Origin of the sequence: Herbaspirillum autotrophicum (genome assembly GCF_001189915.1) — a bacterium.
In the GTDB taxonomy this organism is placed as follows: domain Bacteria; phylum Pseudomonadota; class Gammaproteobacteria; order Burkholderiales; family Burkholderiaceae_D; genus Herbaspirillum; species Herbaspirillum autotrophicum.
The window spans coordinates 84,069-100,898 of sequence record NZ_LFLS01000009.1 but is presented as its reverse complement, the minus strand read 5'-3'; the positions used below and the strand labels follow the sequence as shown (position 1 = coordinate 100,898).

Annotated in this window: 16 protein-coding genes; 4 read left to right on the top strand and 12 right to left on the bottom strand. The window is 54.2% G+C overall.

The window, feature by feature from the left end; all coding sequences use genetic code 11:
- Positions 1 to 15 precede the first annotated feature (15 nt).
- The 3 genes from guaB to AKL27_RS09400 all read right to left on the bottom strand — a co-directional run bounded on the left by guaB (position 16) and on the right by AKL27_RS09400 (position 2,383).
- Positions 16 to 1,476, bottom strand: a complete 1,461-nt coding sequence (gene guaB / locus AKL27_RS09410; protein WP_050462547.1) for an IMP dehydrogenase — start codon at positions 1,474 to 1,476, stop codon at positions 16 to 18.
- A 183-nt stretch (positions 1,477 to 1,659) separates the two neighbouring features.
- Positions 1,660 to 1,959, bottom strand: a complete 300-nt coding sequence (locus tag AKL27_RS09405; RefSeq protein WP_050462546.1) for an RnfH family protein — start codon at positions 1,957 to 1,959, stop codon at positions 1,660 to 1,662.
- Positions 1,952 to 2,383 carry a type II toxin-antitoxin system RatA family toxin gene (locus AKL27_RS09400; RefSeq protein WP_050462545.1) on the bottom strand — a complete coding sequence of 144 codons (432 nt, stop codon included), beginning with the start codon at positions 2,381 to 2,383 and terminating at the stop codon, positions 1,952 to 1,954. Before AKL27_RS09400 ends, AKL27_RS09405 begins: the two co-directional genes overlap by 8 nt.
- Before the next feature lie 68 nt (positions 2,384 to 2,451).
- On the opposite strand from AKL27_RS09400, the gene smpB reads away from it, so the two are divergent.
- Positions 2,452 to 2,901, top strand: coding sequence for an SsrA-binding protein SmpB (smpB, locus tag AKL27_RS09395; RefSeq protein ID WP_050462544.1), 450 nt, complete (start codon positions 2,452 to 2,454; stop codon positions 2,899 to 2,901).
- Here the strand turns inward: smpB and AKL27_RS09390 are convergent.
- A complete protein-coding gene (locus tag AKL27_RS09390; RefSeq protein WP_232310951.1) occupies positions 2,889 to 4,532 on the bottom strand; it encodes a tetratricopeptide repeat protein in 1,644 nt (547 codons plus the stop codon). The two genes, smpB and AKL27_RS09390, sit on opposite strands and share 13 nt — an antisense overlap.
- Before the next feature lie 588 nt (positions 4,533 to 5,120).
- Between AKL27_RS09390 and AKL27_RS09385 the strand changes: the two genes are divergently transcribed.
- Both AKL27_RS09385 and AKL27_RS09380 read left to right on the top strand, forming a co-directional pair.
- Complete coding sequence (locus AKL27_RS09385; RefSeq protein WP_050462543.1) at positions 5,121 to 5,810, top strand: response regulator transcription factor; 690 nt, start codon at positions 5,121 to 5,123, stop codon at positions 5,808 to 5,810.
- Positions 5,811 to 5,812: 2 nt separating this feature from the next.
- Positions 5,813 to 7,204: an ATP-binding protein gene (locus AKL27_RS09380; protein ID WP_050462542.1), complete on the top strand. Its 1,392-nt coding sequence runs from the start codon at positions 5,813 to 5,815 to the stop codon at positions 7,202 to 7,204.
- 58 nt (positions 7,205 to 7,262) lie between these two features.
- Here AKL27_RS09380 and AKL27_RS09375 read toward each other — a convergent pair whose 3' ends face one another.
- The 5 genes from AKL27_RS09375 to AKL27_RS09360 all read right to left on the bottom strand — a co-directional run bounded on the left by AKL27_RS09375 (position 7,263) and on the right by AKL27_RS09360 (position 12,143).
- Entirely contained in the window at positions 7,263 to 8,741 is a 1,479-nt protein-coding gene (locus AKL27_RS09375) for a peptidase domain-containing ABC transporter (RefSeq protein WP_083438957.1), read from the bottom strand.
- Positions 8,644 to 9,528 (bottom strand): JmjC domain-containing protein, encoded by an 885-nt coding sequence (locus tag AKL27_RS09370; protein ID WP_157056866.1) that lies wholly within the window; start codon positions 9,526 to 9,528, stop codon positions 8,644 to 8,646. Before AKL27_RS09370 ends, AKL27_RS09375 begins: the two co-directional genes overlap by 98 nt.
- Before the next feature lie 11 nt (positions 9,529 to 9,539).
- Complete coding sequence (locus AKL27_RS27675; protein ID WP_157056865.1) at positions 9,540 to 9,887, bottom strand: hypothetical protein; 348 nt, start codon at positions 9,885 to 9,887, stop codon at positions 9,540 to 9,542.
- A 39-nt stretch (positions 9,888 to 9,926) separates the two neighbouring features.
- A complete protein-coding gene (locus AKL27_RS27670; protein WP_157056864.1) occupies positions 9,927 to 10,232 on the bottom strand; it encodes a hypothetical protein in 306 nt (101 codons plus the stop codon).
- Between the two features lie 495 nt (positions 10,233 to 10,727).
- Positions 10,728 to 12,143, bottom strand: a complete 1,416-nt coding sequence (locus AKL27_RS09360; protein ID WP_157056863.1) for an HlyD family secretion protein — start codon at positions 12,141 to 12,143, stop codon at positions 10,728 to 10,730.
- Between the two features lie 234 nt (positions 12,144 to 12,377).
- On the opposite strand from AKL27_RS09360, the gene AKL27_RS09355 reads away from it, so the two are divergent.
- Positions 12,378 to 12,686 (top strand): ATP-binding protein, encoded by a 309-nt coding sequence (locus AKL27_RS09355; protein ID WP_083438956.1) that lies wholly within the window; start codon positions 12,378 to 12,380, stop codon positions 12,684 to 12,686.
- Between the two features lie 21 nt (positions 12,687 to 12,707).
- On the opposite strand, the gene AKL27_RS09350 is transcribed toward AKL27_RS09355, so the two are convergent.
- The 3 genes from AKL27_RS09350 to ppsA form a co-directional block, all read right to left on the bottom strand.
- Complete coding sequence (locus AKL27_RS09350; protein ID WP_050462536.1) at positions 12,708 to 13,622, bottom strand: SPFH domain-containing protein; 915 nt, start codon at positions 13,620 to 13,622, stop codon at positions 12,708 to 12,710.
- Between the two features lie 11 nt (positions 13,623 to 13,633).
- A complete protein-coding gene (locus tag AKL27_RS09345) occupies positions 13,634 to 14,068 on the bottom strand; it encodes an NfeD family protein (protein WP_050462535.1) in 435 nt (144 codons plus the stop codon).
- 159 nt (positions 14,069 to 14,227) lie between these two features.
- The gene (ppsA, locus tag AKL27_RS09340) at positions 14,228 to 16,636 is read right to left on the bottom strand and encodes a phosphoenolpyruvate synthase (protein ID WP_083438955.1); all 2,409 of its coding nucleotides are present in this window, start codon (positions 16,634 to 16,636) and stop codon (positions 14,228 to 14,230) included.
- Between the last annotated feature and the right edge of the window lie 194 nt (positions 16,637 to 16,830).

Below are 16,830 nucleotides of genomic sequence, written 5' to 3'. Positions count from 1 at the left end.
TGCCTTGCACGCCGGTCAGTCAGCGCGGTAGTTTGGTGCTTCTTTGGTGATCTGCACGTCATGCACGTGCGATTCACGCATACCGGCCGAAGTGATTTCGACGAACTCCGCCTTGTCGCGGAATTCTTCGATCGTGGCGCAACCGCAGTAACCCATCGAGGAACGCACACCACCCACCAGCTGATACAGAATCGCCAGTACGCTGCCCTTGTAGGCAACGCGGCCTTCGATACCTTCCGGCACCAGCTTGTCGGCATTGTTTTCGCCGTCCTGGAAATAGCGGTCGGCAGAACCGTCGGCCATCGCACCCAGGCTACCCATGCCGCGATACGACTTGTAGCTGCGGCCCTGGAACAGAATGACTTCGCCCGGCGCTTCTTCGGTACCGGCAAACATGCTGCCCATCATGACGCTGGAAGCACCTGCTGCCAGCGCCTTGGAAACGTCACCCGAAAAACGGATGCCGCCGTCAGCGATCACCGGCACGCCGGTGCCCTTGAGCGCCTGCGCCACATTGGCAATCGCCGAAATCTGCGGTACGCCGACACCGGCCACGATACGGGTGGTGCAGATCGAACCGGGACCGATACCGACCTTGACCGCATCTGCGCCATGCTCTACCAATGCCTTGGCGGCGGCTGCAGTAGCGATGTTGCCGCCGATCACTTCGACGTGCGGATAACGGGTCTTGACCCACTTGACGCGATTCAGCACGCCTGACGAGTGGCCGTGGGCGGTATCAACCACCAGCACATCCACACCGGCCGCCACCAGCAATTCGATGCGCTCATCATTGTCCGGGCCGACGCCGACTGCCGCGCCGACGCGCAGCTTGCCGTGTTCATCCTTGCTGGCAAACGGGTGAGCAGTGGATTTCTGGATATCCTTGACAGTGATCAGGCCGCGCAACTCGAAGTTGTCGTTGACCACCATCACGCGTTCCAGGCGATGCTTGTTCATCAGCCGCTTGGCTTCTTCCAGATCGGCGCCGTCCTTGACGTACACCAGCTTGTCGCGTGGCGTCATCTTGGCGCGCACTTCGGCGTCCAGTTCTTCTTCGAAGCGCAAATCGCGGTTGGTGATCACGCCGACCAGGCTGGAACCTTCCACTACCGGGAAACCGCTGATGCCGTGCTGTTCCGACAACGCGATCACGTCGCGGATCTTCATGGTCGGCGGAATCGTGATCGGGTCACGTACCACGCCGGATTCGAAACGCTTGACCTTGGAGACTTCACGCGCCTGTTCGCGGGCAGTCAGATTCTTGTGCACAATGCCGATGCCGCCTTCTTGCGCAATGGCAATAGCCAGACGTGCTTCCGTCACGGTATCCATGGCAGCCGACACCAGAGGAATGTTCAGCGCGATATTGCGGGTCAGGCGAGTAGCGAGGGATGTATCTTTCGGAAGAATATCCGAGTAAGCGGGGACGAGCAGCACATCATCGAATGTGAGTGCTTTTTGGAGAAGACGCATAGCATTTCCTATAGGCGCAAAACCGAATTATACAGAAAACTTTTATGGCAGTCGCGCAGCACTTGCATTTTTCCTGCTTTTGGCATCGGCCTTGAAGCCGATTGCACTCCGGCCGTGGCGAAATCGACACGCCGCCACCCGATTGCCTCCAACAATGCGTGCCCATTGCGGCCGCAGCGCAAGCTAGCTGCGGGCGGCTTTGACGCTCACGCGCTGGCGGCGTGAGTCTTTGGGATCGGCAATCAGCGGCCGGTAAATTTCAATCCGGTCCTGATCGCGCAATACGGTGTCGGGCGTTTTGAGCTTGCCGTAGATGCCGACCCGGCATACGGTCAGATCGATGGCGCTGCAGTCACGCAACAGCCCGCTCTGCATGATCGCTTGCTGAATCGTGGTGCCGTCGGCCACCATCAGCTCGCGGCGAATTTGCACATCCGGCGTGGCATAACAAATTTCAACTTGCAATTGTGCGCTTTCAGCCATATATATGTTCTGCACGTTTGCAAAATGAGTCGACGAAGCTGTTGGCGATCATGCTGAATACCGGACCGATCACCGATTCCAGGATGCGGCTGGAAAATTCGTACTGCATATCGAACTCGATCTTGCAGGCGTCGTCGCGCAAGGGCCGGAAATTCCAGCGCGCTTCGAAATGCCTGAACGGCCCCTCGACCAGTCGCATGGTCATGCTGGTCGGCGGTGCATTGGTGTTTTCAGTCGTAAACGACTGTTTGATGCCGTGATAGTTGATTTTGAGCTTGGCGGTAAGCTTGTCCTCCTGCCGCTCGATAATCTCGACCCCGCCGCACCACGGCAGAAATTCAGGATAGTCTTCGACACGATCAACCAGGTTGAACATTTGCTGTGCGCTATAGTTGATCAGGACTGTTTTTTGTACGACTGCCATGAAAGGTGGTCCGTTTGATAAAATCACGAAGTTGAAATTTTAACCGACCAGACAGGTTTTCCTACCAGATGAGCATAGTTGATAACAAAAAGGCCTTTTTCGATTACTTCATCGAAGACCGTTTCGAGGCCGGAATCGTCCTCGAAGGATGGGAAGTCAAGGCGATCCGCGCCGGTCGTGCACAGATCAAGGAAGCCTACGTGATCATCCGGAATGGCGAGATTTATCTGTTCGGCTGCCATATCAGCGCGCTGACCAGCACCTCGACCCACGTCCATCCGGAAACCACACGCACCAGAAAGCTGCTGCTCAACGCCGCCGAAATCAGCAAACTGATCGGCAAGGTAGAACGTTCCGGCTATACGCTGATGCCGCTCAACCTGCATTTCAGCAAAGGCCGCGTCAAATGTGAAATCGGCCTGGCCAAGGGCAAGAAGCAGCATGACAAGCGCGAAACCGAGCGGCAGCGCGACGGCCAGCGCGAAATTCAGGCCGCCATGAAAACTCACCGGCGCTGATCCTGAAGTCCCGGCGGACGGCGTTGCCAGTCTGCCAGGCAAGCGCGCACACGATTGACCACGGGCTGCCAGTCAGCCCGTTTTTCTTGCCGGAACACCCGCACCGTCGGATACCACAGCGACGGCGCGCCCTGCTCGCCCGGCTGCCCCCAGCGCCACTCCCCTTCGTAACGCAACATCAGCAGTGCCGGGATACCCAAGGCACCCGCCAGATGCACGATGGCAGTATCGACACTGATCACCACATCCAGATTCCCGATCAACGCCGCAGTCTGTGCCATATCGGTCAGTTCGGCACCGAATTCGCGTAGCTGTGGCCAGGCGGCGTGAGCCTCGGCATCTGCCGCCAGACGCTGCTGTTGCACACTGATCATCTCAACGTCGTCGCCCGCCAGCGGCAACAGATCGCTGAGCGCCATATCGCGACCGCGATTGGCTACGCTGTAACGCTGCCCGCGCCAGACCAGACCTGCCCGCAGCCGGCTGCCGGCCCGCGGACCAAGCCGTTGCGCCCATTGCGCCTGCAGTGCGGCGTCGGCAAACAGATACGGGGCATCTGCCGGCACCGTCGCCAGCCGCCAGCTCAATGCCAGCGGCAAACTCATCAGCGGACAATGCAGGTCATGCGGCGGCAATGCCTTGTCATTGGTAATGATTGTCAGCAATGCCGGCGGCAGCAGGCTTTCCAGCAATTGCGCCAACGGCGGCGGCACGCAGACGATGACCCGCGCCGCGGTTTCCGCCACCAGCGGGATATAACGCACGAACTGCAAACTGTCGCCCAAACCTTGCTCGGCCCACAGCAACACCGTTTTTCCGCTCAGCGCCGTCTGTCCCAGCCAGCGTGGCGCCTGACTTTTAATGGCGTGCATCTGCACATCGGGAATTCCCCAGCGCGCCTCATGCAGCGGCCAGCCGGCAGCGAAATCGCCAAGCATCAGCAAACTGTGGCTTTGTGCCACCTGTGCCGCGGCCAGATCGGGCTGCACACTCAGGGCTTCCTGATAACACCACAGCGCCTGATTCAGGCAATTCATCTTGCGCAGTACATTGCCGCGATTGAACCATGCCGAAGCCTGACCCGCTTCCAGCGCCAGAATGCGGTCATAGCAAAGCAAGGCTTCTTCGTGCCGGTTCAATTCCAGCAAGATATTGCCGCGCTGATTCAAGGCATCCAGATTGACCGGCGCCAGCGACAGCAGTTGATCCACATTGGCCAGCGCCAGCGCATATTGTTCCTGCCGGATCAGCATCAGGCCGCGTCGCAGCAGTACCGCGACATCGTGCGGTCGGCGGGATAGTTGCTGATCGCAATCTGCCAGCAGCGCGCTGACGGTATTGTTGCGCGCCAGCAGCACATGCTCCAGTCGCGGACTGCGCAACAGACATTGATCGTAAGCGGCCAAGGCTTCGTCGTAGCGCCCCATGGCGTGCAACAGATCGCCGCGGCTGCTGTGGGCAGGAAAGAAATCGGGTTCCAGCGCCAGCGCCTGATCCAGATACTGCAGACTATCCTGATGCCGGCCCTCGGTATTGGCTGCCACGCTTTGCACCATCAGCGTGACCAGATCATTGAGCGCGGATGCTGCCAGCATATCCATCATGCCGGCGCGCAAATGACATTGCCGCATGAAGCGACGGTGACCTTGCGATCAGGGTCCTGCACCTGCGCCCTCAGCTCTGACACCGCGCTGCTGACCGCCCATGAATCCGGGAATGGCACCTCGCCCGATATACCAATGTTCATATGATTTTCGCCCCCACGGCCCGATGAATGTAATGACGCACGGCGCCTTGATTGTTTTTTGATATTCCAAGCGAATATCAATTGATGAATAGCGAAAGTATCAATCACCCCCACCCGGAAAGTTCAGCCATGCCAGGTAAATAAACGTAAATTACGGTAAAGCTGCCCTTGGGCAGTAACGCTGCGCGACTTTGTCTGATCACAGTTTTCCTGCTGCAGCCCGCCCCTGCAGGCCATCATGCAAATTGTAAAGAGCCGGGATAAGGCGTTATATTGACATATCGGAAGCCATGGTTTTGCGGCATATTAGCGCCTGCTGACAGATAATATGTTCGTGTAAAGCGATTCCCGTCCAGTGCCTGAACAGCGCACTGCCAAAGGAGTTGCCGCAGGATAACTGTATCCAGGCAGCATGCACAGAGCAAGCAACTGTGGTTACCATCCCATACCCAAGAAAGTGAACTCAGTACCGATGTCAAAAGTATTGCTGATAGACGACGATATTGAACTCGTTGACATGCTCCGCGAATATCTGGAGCAGGAAAAATTTGAAGTGCGGGTCGCCCATGACGGCGAAACCGGCATTGTCGAAGCATTGTCCGGCAGCTACGCCATTGCCGTGCTCGACGTCATGATGCCGCGCCTGAATGGCCTGGAAACCTTGCGCCGGATTCGCGCCAAAAGCAATTTGCCGATCTTGATGCTGACCGCCAAGGGCGACGATACCGACCGCATCATCGGCCTCGAACTGGGCGCCGACGATTACGTACCGAAACCATGTACGCCGCGCGAACTGACCGCACGCGTGCGCGCCATTCTGCGTCGCACTGAAAGTGAACAGCCGGAATCCGGCAGTTACTCGCCGCTGTCGGTCGGCGCGCTGTCGATGTGGCCGGAACAACGGCGCGCCACCTGGTCCGGCCAGGTCCTGGAACTGACCAGCAGCGAATTCAACCTGCTGGAAGTGCTGGCACGCAATGCCGGCAAACCGGTCAGCAAACAACACTTGTCGGAACAAGGATTAGGCCGCCCGCTGGCGCGCTTCGACCGCAACATCGATGTCCACCTGAGCAGCATCCGGCAAAAAATCTCGGTGCTCGGCAGTGACAAGACTTGCATTCAGACCGTTTATCGCCTGGGTTACCAATTCATCAAGGAGTGACGGTGGGTCGTCTCTTCTGGAAATTTTTCTTTTTCATCATGGTGGCGCAACTGACGGCGACCATTGGCGTCGGCGTCATGATTTCACTGGAAAATCACGAACGCAACCAGCGCATCGCCGAAATCGATCACAGCCCATCCGCAACCACCATGATCAATGCCGCCGGCATGACCCTGCGCTACGGCGGCGTGGCAGCCTTGCGCGGCATGATCAAGCAGCTGCAACCGCATCAGTTATACGCCGTTGATGAACATGACCACGAGTTGCTCGGTCGTGATGTCAGCCCACACCTGATCGCGGAAGCGCGCTTACTGTTGGAGAACAACGGCCGCCGCCGCACAGTAGAACAAATCGCGGGCGCCGATGGCCACCACTACCTGCTATTCATGCCATCGTCGGGCAGTGGCTATGGCGGACGTCCGCCACAAGATGCCGAACATCACCAATCACCACCGCCGCCGATGCTGTTTCCGATGATGCCGATGTTGGTCGCCATCGTCGCCAGCCTGATTTTTGCCATGCTGCTGGCCTGGTATTTTTCATTACCGATTCGCCAGCTCAAGGCCGCATTTGCGCAAGCGGCATCCGGCAATCTGAATGACCGGCTGGCACCGTTAATGGGTAAGCGACGCGATGAATTGACCGATCTCGGCCGCGACTTTGATGCCATGACCGACAAATTGCGCGCCTTGATGGAAAGCCAGCGCCGTCTGCTGCATGATGTTTCGCATGAACTGCGTTCGCCGATTGCGCGCCTGCAAGCCTCGATCGGACTGGCCCGTCTGCAGCCTGAAAAAACCGCCATCACGATTGAACGTATCGAGCGCGAAAGCATTCGCATGGATAAGCTGGTCGGTGAACTGCTGACGCTGTCGCGGCTGGAAGCCGGTGTCACCGGTGCCATGGAAGATGAAATCCGCATGGATGAATTGCTGGCCGACATTATCGATGATGCCCGTTTCGAAGCCGAAGCCAACAGCCGTCACGTGGAAGGTAAAGTCGCGTGCCAGGCAGTCATCTTCGGCGGTGCCGAATTACTGTACCGGGCCATCGAAAATGTGGTGCGCAATGCGGTCAAGCAAACCGCGGCGGAGAGTACGGTCGTGCTCAATACCAGAGTCGACCGGATATCCGGCCTGTTGCACATCGCCGTGCTGGATCGGGGTCCGGGCGTGCCGGAAGAAGAATTGAAACTGATCTTTGAACCATTTTTCCGAAGCAGCCGCACCAGAAAAAATAGCAATGGCTACGGTCTGGGACTGACCATCGCGCGCCGCATCATCGAAGCGCACAACGGCCAGATTCGGGCTAGCAATCGCATCGACGGTGGTCTGTGCGTCGATATCACCCTGCCCTGTGAACCACGCGTTGGCGACGTCCCGGTCGGTCACTGAAGCTAGACTTCGCGTTAGGCTACCATCCGATGGTGAGATGGACCTCCAAACCTGTCTATCAAATTAGCCGATCAGTATAGTTTGACTGATCAGCAGTCTCAGCGGCGACAATGTCAGACTTCAATTCCACGATCAGCCCATTTTCAAGCTCGATAATGCGCTCCGATGCCTTAATCGTTTCCGGTCGATGTGCAACGACAATTCTGGTCAGGCCAAGATGAGCGAGCGCCTGATTTACCTTGAGTTCGTTAACGATGTCCAAATGACTGGTAGCCTCGTCTAGTGCCAGTATCTTCGGTTGCTTACATAAGGCTCGTGCTAGCAAGATACGTTGCTTCTGTCCTCCTGACAAACTGCTGCCCATGTCGCCGATCAGTGTCTGATATCCCATCGGCATGGTAGATATTTCATCATGAATGGCGGCAAGTCTGGCGCATTGGTACAAGTGTTCAAGATCTACTTGCGGATCGAAAAAGCTAATGTTGTCCAGTATAGAACCGGATAACAAGGTGTCGTCTTGCATGACAGTACCGATCAATTTTCGGTATGCGCTCAGTCCCAGCCGGGTAAGCGGTATGCCATCAATCAATACCTCACCTGCCGTCGGCTGCAGCAAACCTAAAATGATTTTGCATAGAGTTGTTTTTCCGCAGCCACTGGCACCGACGATAGCAATACTCTGTCCGGCAGGAATGCTCAGATTGATATCGTTCAGCAGCCACGGTTCGCCGTCTGCATAACGGAATCGGACATTGCGCAAGCTGATGCATGGATCAAGACGACTGATGTCGGTTTCCAGCTCACTTTCTTCTTCTATCGGCTCCAGCACAATGTCGGCCAGCCGAGCGCTATGCATGCTCAACATGTTGAGATTGACGAGCAGATCAACCAGGCTGAACAAACGGCCAGAAAAGGTGGCGGCGTAGCTGCTGAACGCCATCAGCATACCGACCGTCAGCGTATTTTGCATCACCAGACCGGCGCCAAGATAAAACACTGCCAATCCTTGCGCACCGAAAATGGCGGTGTTGCCGATCCTGAAGACAATGCTCAGCTTCTGTGTTTCCACATCACGATTGATAACATCCTGCTTGAGATTTTGCCAGTGGACACAACGTTGCGCCTCTTGTCCGAACAGTTTGACTGGGGTGACTGCACGCATGCTTTCGAAGAAATGACTGCTTTCCTTTGCAGCCAATACCAGCCGTTCCTGCGATGCCTCACGGAACGGGTAATAGAAAAACCAGCGGAACAATACATAAGTAGCAACGGCGACAATTACGACCAGACTAAGCTTTGGGCTATATAGCAACATCATGCACAGCGCCAGTAATGCCATCAAACCATCCAGCGCACTTTCGACGAACAAACTGGTCAGCGTAGCTTGAATCGCGCCGATGCTGCCGAAGCGAGATACGATGTCACCCAGATGACGTTTTTCAAAATACACAGAGGGCAAACGACATAAATGCGAGAACACCCGAGTGTTGTGCAGGGGAGTCAAAAGATTGATTGAATTGTACAAATAGTCGTTCATCTAACAAATGACTGCGGAGGGTCTGCAGAATTTGATCTGTGTACTTTTCTTTGTTGTTTTTGAATATGTCCGCGTCTGTGCGGCATTCCAATAAATCAGGCATCTTGGCTTTCATTATCCAATCTAGAAAATGCATGGTTTTTTTTGTCTGAACACCGATAGCGAGATGAAATGTAGGCTGATGTAAAGGCAGTGCCGTATGCCACCAGCCACCGGGCAGATAAAGAACGTCTCCAGGTTCTGTAACAACGTCTAAATAGATATCTTCGGGGGACTTATCTTCAGCTCCATTTATCTGGCTAGGCAATGGGATTTCTATTGTGGGCTTTTTAATTATCCAACGCTTCCTGCCAATAAGCTGAACAGCAAAAACATCATTCGTATCCCAATGAAAACCCAGTGACTCCTGATCTTTCTGAGAGAAATAACCATGTGCGTGCAATTTTTCTTGAATGTCCAATTGCAGATCATGGCAAATTTTAGCCATTGGAAGAGAATGAGCATTCATCCGATTGAATATCAGTGAAGCACCTTCTTCCAATAAATTTTTCAAGCGTGCGACATTGATACGTTTCGACTGTGTTTTTGATTCGAAATAAGATTCGAAATATGCGCTCTCGTCTTTGCGCTCTCCATTCATATAAATGGAAAGGCTTGGATGCGTGAAGGGGCAATCGAACAAATACTGATCGATTGCCTCTTGACTATTTGAATAGGCATGTACTTTTTTGAGTAGAGCAGGCGAAATTCGATAGTGGTTTTCAAAAAATGAGGCAGGAAATTTCATCGGTAGTTCTCTCATCGACAGTAGGAGCCAGAAACGTCGTTATTTCCCCAATTGGTCCAATTACCAGGAAGTGGCGCGCACATTCCTGCACCATCGGTACCCAGACGAAAATCCAGCATTCCTCCTCCTGCTTGCATTACATTTCCAGAAAAAGATTGATTGTTAATGGAGATGGTGATGGCGGTATCGCCATGACTGTTGATAGATCCTTCCACGGAGTAGGGAATACCATCAATACTCATGCTGCCATTGTTTTCGTTTACATTTACATTGGTGTAATCATGTCCATCATGTCTAAAATCTGGGATGGTAATTGCACCACTAACAAAATCCAATTCTGACTCGGTAAGATTGCGCATGTAAACTCCTCGGTTGGAAATTGGTATCTTTTTACGCTGTTACTTGCCTAGGTTAATAGGACCGTACACACGCGTGACGGAACTTCCGAATCCTCCTTGCACTACCAGATAGTCACATAACAATGAGGAGGTATTTTGAGCTGAGCAATTTGCCACATACAACTGATAGTGATTACTGTTTTGATATAAAGGCAATTGAATATCAAACAAAAATGCAGAATCTATATGTTGTTTTAATATTCGATTCGCTTCTTCTTTTGATACTTCCATGAATGGTATATCTGAGAAATCAATCAGATTTTTCAGAAAACCATATCTCTGATTGAAAACCTCAACCGGGGTCATTTTTTTTTCGTGAGCAAGCAATATCGAGTCCGATGCCGAACTCAAAAAAAGGAACAATATGCATACGATATTTTTTATGTAACTCATATTGACATTGACTGTATCGAAAATGAATGTTCTTGTTAATCTGACTATGTTGATACCCGAAGGCGGCAACAAGGAAATAAATCGCTGTACATATCCCTGCAAAAAAATCTTCTTCTTTTCATGTGGATAATATGCAGTTGCTATTAGGAAATAATAATCGTATAAATATTGCATTTTTATAAATTTCTTATCGAGAAAAAATTGAGAATGTAAATTTATCAAAATAAATAATCATTAAAAAATAGAATAAATTTTGCTTCGCCTTGGATCGTAATATCGATAATCTTGACTACTCAAAACGCAAGCGCCTATTTGGTGCCATCTTGGATGCGACACAAATTACCCGCGAGCACCCGACATTGCACCAAAAACGTTTCTGCCCCCCCCCAAAATACGGCTTGCATACTTTCATTGCCGCTCTATCGCTGCCAGCAGCGGCTCCGTTACCCATTCCCAAATCCTGCGTTTATCCTGGATGACGTCTGCCTCCAGCGTCATGCCGGGTTTCAGCATTTGCATCCGACCATAGGCGTCGACGGATTGGCGCTGCGGACGTACCTTGATGCGATACAGAGCTTCGCTACTATTGAAACCAGAAATGTTTTGCTCCGCATTGCTGAGAATGGTACTGGCCAGATGTTGCGGCAACTCCGATGGGGCGAATGGCGTTTTGCTGACATCGATGACAACCCCCAATTGCAAACCAAATTTCTGATACGGATAAGCCTGATACCGCAACGCTACCTGCTGGCCCGTGGCTACAAAGCCAGCGGTACGACTGGGTGCATAAAGATGCACTTCCATTGTGGGATGATTGGCGGCATCACTATTTATGCGGCGCGGAATCAACGTCGCCAGCATCTGCCCGGCAGCCACTGTCTGTCCCGGCTCGTAAGCGATTGCGGTAATTGCACCGGCATGCGGCGCGGTAATCAGGGTAGATTTTCTATTCAGATTTTCCGTGACTTCCTGCTGCAGGATGGCGCTGGCACGCTCCAGTTGCGCCAACTCGGTCGCCAGTTCCGTGTCGATTGCGGCCAGTTCGGAGATCAATCCCAGCCGAGTGGTTTCAAGCTGAACGTGGTTACGTTTGAGACTACCCAGCCTGGCCGCCATATCAATGCTCTCTTCCTGTTTTTGCTGCGTCTGTGCAGCGGATACATAGCCGCTCTGTTGCAGCATGTCGAATTTGGCAAGGCTGTGTAAAGCCAACTGGTGTCGACGAAGGGCGAGTGCAATTTCATGCGCCAGATGTTCTGTTTCCAGCCGCAGATTCTGCAGACGTTGCTTAACCACCCGCTTCCGGTCGCGATATTGGGTGATGCGCAGGCGCTGTTCAGATTCCAGCGTCTGCTGACGCATTGCTAATTGTTGCGCCACCAATGCCGTGAGTTCGCCGTCTGCGCCATATCGAGCAGTCGACAGTTCGAACAGCACTTGCCCCGCAACGACGCTCTGCCCCTCTTCAACATGGCCATGCGTGAGGACGCCGGCATTTGGTGCAGCAATGCGAATGCTGCCGGCTTGTGCAACGGTGATACCTGCGATGCGGGATTTTCGGGTCACGGCGCCAAATGCGATGAAGGCAACCAATGCTGTCGCCAACAAGAGCGAGCAACTGGCCACCAGCCAGGCCGATAGCGGCTGGGCCAAACGTATCGCGCCGAGCGCATGCTTGTTGCCAGCAGACAAAGCCTCATGACGAAACAATGGCAATGTAGCCGTGACCTGGCCTGGAAGAGTCAATTTATCAATCCTGTTGAGGTATTGAACAAAAGCGGAAGTTGGAGCAACGACAAGACGAGGACGAACTTGATTACGCACCTGCAGATCAATGCGCCAATCAGATTGCTATCGACTACATTTTGACGAATATTGACACATCGACAATTTTCAAAAAAGCGATTACTCAAATCAAAAACAGAAAACCGTTTTGAATTTATTTATTTCTATTAAAAATTTGAAATTATTCGAATGCCAGACGAACGAATCAGTCAGCGAGTTACTGACACTGTTATGCATGGCGACCGGGATCACCAGCGCCACGGAAAGTAAACTATGCTGGAGAGCCCAGTGCATATCAACACCAGAGTAGATCGGCTATCGTGCCTGTTGCACATCGCCGTGCTGGACCGTGGCCCGGGCGTACCGGAAGAAGAACTGGATTTGATTTTCGAACCGCTTTTTCGCAGCAGCAGAACCAGAAAAAACAGCAATGGTTACGGTCTGGGACTGACCATCGCCCGTCGTATCATCGAAGCGCACAACGGTCATATCCGCGCCGGCAATCGCATCGACGGCGGCTTGTGCGTCGATATCACCTTGCCTTGTGAATTATTGGCTGGCGGCGCCCGCTCCCGTGGCTGAAGCGGAACGCCGGCCAGTCGCTTACTTCGGCTGTGCTTTCACCACTTGCATGGCGCTCGCAATCAGCGTACTCATCTCGCCAAGGTTGGCTGGCACGATGATGGAGTTGTTGGTCTTGGCCAGTTGCGAGAAGGCGGCGACGTATTGCTCTGCCACTTTCAGGTTGACGGCATCGGACCCGCCCGGTTGCTGGATCGCGGCAGCGGTCTGACGAATCGCTTCGGCGCTGGCCTGGGCAATCGCCACGATGGCGGCGGCCTGACCTTCGGCGCGGTTAATCGAGGCCTGCTTCTCACCTTCCGACTTGGCAATCGAGGCTTCGCGTTCACCGGTCGCGATATTGATCTGTTCTTGCTTGCGCCCTTCCGAGGCCGCGATCAGCGCGCGCTTTTCACGTTCAGCTGTAATCTGCGCCTGCATCGCGTGCAGAATTTCCTTGGGCGGCGTCAAGTCCTTGATTTCATACCGCAAGACTTTGACACCCCAGTTGGCGGCTGACTCATCGATGGCGTTGACGATGGTGGTGTTGATGTGGTCACGCTCTTCGAATGTCTTGTCCAGCTCCATCTTGCCGATCACGGAACGCAGTGTGGTTTGCGCCAGTTGCGTGATTGCCGAAATGTAGTTGGATGAGCCATAGGAAGCGCGCATCGGGTCGGTAATCTGAAAATACAGGATGCCATCCACTTGCAATTGCGTATTGTCACGCGTGATGCAAACCTGTGGCGGCACGTCGAGCGGAATTTCCTTGAGAATGTGCTTGTAGGCGACGCGATCAATGAATGGCACCACGATATTGAGGCCGGGGCCCAGTGTGGCGTGATATTTACCGAGACGTTCCACCACCCAGGCGTGCTGCTGCGGGACCACTTTGATGGTTTTCACCACGAATACGATAGCGATGAAAAAGATAACCAGTGTGACGCTGCCGAACATAGACGTTCTCCTTATTGACCAGCGACAATCAGACGACTGCCGCGTATTTCACGAATGACAAAATGCCCTGCTGCCGGCGTGCTGCCGGGTTCCAGTTCGACGTCCCAGTCTGCGCCGCGATACGGTACCCGCGCCACGCTGACGCCGTCTTCCGTCTGCCAGTGATCGACCCGGATGCTCTGACCAATATCCAGCAATACATTGGGGTCGCGCGAAGCACTATTTTTTTTGTGTTTGCCGAAACGGCTGCGACGCAGCAAGCCGGTGGCGATGAAACCGACTGCAGCGGCCGCCAGCAACTGCCACTCCAGCGATCCGCCCAACAGCGCGACGGCGCCGCCGGCGACCAGACCGATGGCGATCATCAGTAAATAAAATGTGCCACTGAACAGTTCGGCCACAATCACCAGACCTGCCAGCACAAACCAGATTGCCCAATCCATCATGTTATTTACCTCTCTTCTGGCATCAGCATGGTGCCGCAACGGCGAACACCCGGAATGCGCGCACAGTGTACCCTACAAAAACAAAAACGCGGGCTGTAAGCCCGCGTTCCCGTTGTGGTCAGGTATCAGAAAATCGCCGGTCGCGCAGACCGAACGACCTTACTTTACCGTTGCCAGTTTTTGCCATGTATCGATCACCGAATCAGGATTCAGCGAAATCGATTCAATGCCCTGCTTCATCAGCCACTCGGCAAAGTCCGGGTGATCCGAAGGACCCTGACCGCAGATACCGACATACTTGCCCTTCGCCAGGCACGTCGCAATGACCTTGCTCAGCAAGGCTTGCAAGGCCGGATCGCGCTCATCGAAATCGGCTGCCAGCAATTCCATGCCGGAGTCACGATCCAGACCCAGCGTCAGCTGCGTCAAGTCGTTGGAGCCGATCGAGAAGCCATCAAAGAATTCCAGGAACTGCTCCGCCAGAATCGCATTGGAAGGCACTTCGCACATCATGATCACGCGCAAACCGTTTTCACCGCGCTTGAGACCGTTCTTGCCGAGCAGGTCGATGACCTTCTCAGCCTGACCCAGGGTACGCACGAATGGCACCATGATTTCAACGTTGGTCAAACCCATGTCGTTGCGCACGCGCTTCATTGCCAGACATTCCATTTCGAATGCTTCGGCGAAGTCGGCAGACAGGTAACGCGCCGCGCCACGGAAACCCAGCATCGGATTTTCTTCGTCCGGTTCGTAACGCGAACCGCCGATCAGCTTCTTGTATTCGTTGGACTTGAAGTCCGACAAACGCACGATCACCGGCTTCGGCCAGAATGCTGCGGCAATGGTGGCAATCCCTTCAGCCAGCTTGTCGACATAGAATGCCTTCGGCGATGCATGACCACGCGCCACCGATTCAACTGCCTTCTTGAGGTCGGCGTCGATGTTCGGGTATTCCAGAATCGCGCGCGGGTGAACGCCGATATTGTTGTTGATGATGAATTCCAGACGCGCCAGACCAACGCCGCTGTTGGGAATCGACTGGAAGTCGAATGCCAGTTGCGGATTGCCGACGTTCATCATGATCTTCAGCGGGATCGGTGGCAGTTCGCCACGGGCGACTTCGGTGATTTCGGTTTCCAGCAGGCCGTCGTAAATCTTGCCTTCATCGCCTTCGGCGCAGGAAACGGTGACCAGATTGCCGTCTTTCAGGATATCGGTGGCATCGCCGCAACCAACCACGGCCGGCACACCCAGTTCACGCGCGATGATCGCCGCGTGGCAGGTACGGCCACCGCGATTGGTGACAATCGCTGCGGCGCGCTTCATGACTGGTTCCCAGTTCGGGTCGGTCATGTCGGCGACCAGCACATCACCCGGTTGTACCCGTTCCATTTCGGACGCATCGCGAATCACGCGCACCGGACCGGCACCGATTTTTTGACCGATAGCGCGGCCGATGGCCAGCACATTGCTCGAACCCTTGAGCTTGAAGCGTTGCTGCGCATCAGTCGCTTTTTGTTGCGACTTCACGGTTTCCGGACGCGCCTGCAAAATGTACAGCTTGCCGTCACGGCCATCCTTGCCCCACTCGATATCCATCGGACGCTGATAGTGCTTCTCGATGATGGTAGCGTACTTCGCCAGTTCGACGATTTCGGCGTCGTTGAGCGAATAGCGGTTGCGCAGTTCGACCGGCACATCGACCGTTTTGACCGACCGGCCGGCCTTGGCTTCACCGGTGAATTCCATCTTGATCAGCTTGGAGCCGATGTTGCGACGGATGATCGGCAACTTGCCTTGCTCCAGCATTGGCTTGTGGACATAGAATTCGTCAGGATTGACCGCACCCTGCACCACGGTTTCACCGAGACCGTAGCTGGAAGTGATGAACACCACATCCTTGAAGCCGGATTCGGTATCAATCGTGAACATCACGCCGGCGGCGCCGACGTCGGAACGCACCATGCGCTGCACACCGGCCGACAGCGCGACTTCGGCGTGGGTAAAGCCTTTGTGGACGCGATAGGAAATGGCGCGGTCGTTATACAGCGACGCGAACACATGCTTCATGGCTTCCAGCACGTTCTCGATACCGACCACATTGAGGAAGGTTTCCTGCTGGCCGGCAAACGAAGCGTCCGGCAAATCTTCGGCGGTTGCCGACGAACGCACGGCGAACGACATTTCGCTGGTCGAATCACTGACCAGACGGTCGTAATAAGCCTTGATTTCCTGTTCCAGACGCGGCTGGAATGGTGTCTCGACGATCCATTGACGGATTTCGGCACCGGCTTGCGCCAGCGCCCGCACGTCTTCGATATCGAGCGACTCCAGGCGGTCAGCAATGCGCTTGGCCAGTGTGGTGCCGCCATTGACGCTGTGCTCGAGGAAATCGCGGAACGCCTGCGCCGTGGTGGCAAAGCCACCCGGCACACGCACGCCGGCACCAGCCAACTGGCTGATCATTTCACCGAGTGATGCGTTCTTGCCGCCGACGGACTCCACATCCGTCATGCGCAAATGTTCAAAGGAGACTACGTAAGCAGCCCCCTGGGTAGTACCCATATTTACTGCGTTGGACATAACAACCTCTAGTTTGATGATAAGAAATCTTCACGCGCGCGGCATTCGTCTTTAGTTGTTTGTTTTTATGCGACGATGGCGACATAATTGGCAGGCTCAAAAAACGCGCGCAGGATCCGAGGACGTTTGCAAAGGCAAACATCCATATCAGTTCGGTCAATCCGCGCAGCTGTTTC